General features: G+C 74.9%; 1 protein-coding gene. It reads right to left on the reverse strand.

All coding sequences use genetic code 11. The features are described 5' to 3' along the window. Window positions 1–725 (reverse strand): MFS transporter (locus CCN72_RS35310; protein WP_143664317.1); only part of this gene is annotated, 725 nt, incomplete at both ends.

The raw sequence follows: 725 nt of genomic DNA on the forward strand, positions 1-725 counted from the left end.
CAACTCGGCCCTCGGCGCCGGCACCGTCATCGGCGGCCTGCTCGCCCTGCGGCTGCGCCCCCGCCGCATGCTCAGGGCGGGCGCGCTGTCCCTGTGCCTGTACTTCACCTTCCCCGGCGCCGAGGGCCGAGTTGACCAGGCCGTAGGCGCGGGCGCCGTGGTGCTGGACGACCTCGGTGGCGACCAGCGGGACGACCGGGCCGTTCACCGCGATCATGTACAGGCACCAGATGGCGATCACGGCCCACAGCCAGGTCCGGGACCTGAACTCCCGCCAGCCGCGCACCAGGTCGGCACGGAAGTCGCGCAGGGCGCGGCCGGTGGCGACGAGGGTGTCCGGGGGCAGCGGGCGCAGCCGGAGCAGCAGCAGGCACAGGGCGCTGACCGCGTAGGTCCCGGCGTGGGCAGCGAACACCCCGCCGGGCGAGGCGAAGCCGACGAGGAGACCGGCGAAGGCCGGCCCGGCGAGTTGGGCGGCGGACTCGGCGATGCGGATCGCCGCGTTGGCGCCCTGGACGTCGGCGGCGAGCCGGGGCAGCGTGCTGGCCACGCCGGGCTGGAACACGGCGGCGGCCACGCCGTTGACGAAGCCGATGACGCACAGCTCCCACAGCACCACGTGCCCGGCGAAGAACAGGCCCGCGGCGAGGGACTGGGTGCAGACCCGGGTCAGGTCGGCGCCGATCATCAGACGGCGGGTGCTGAACCGGTCGGCGATCACCCCG

Source organism: Streptomyces murinus (assembly GCF_002154555.1).
GTDB classification, from domain to species: domain Bacteria; phylum Actinomycetota; class Actinomycetes; order Streptomycetales; family Streptomycetaceae; genus Streptomyces; species Streptomyces murinus.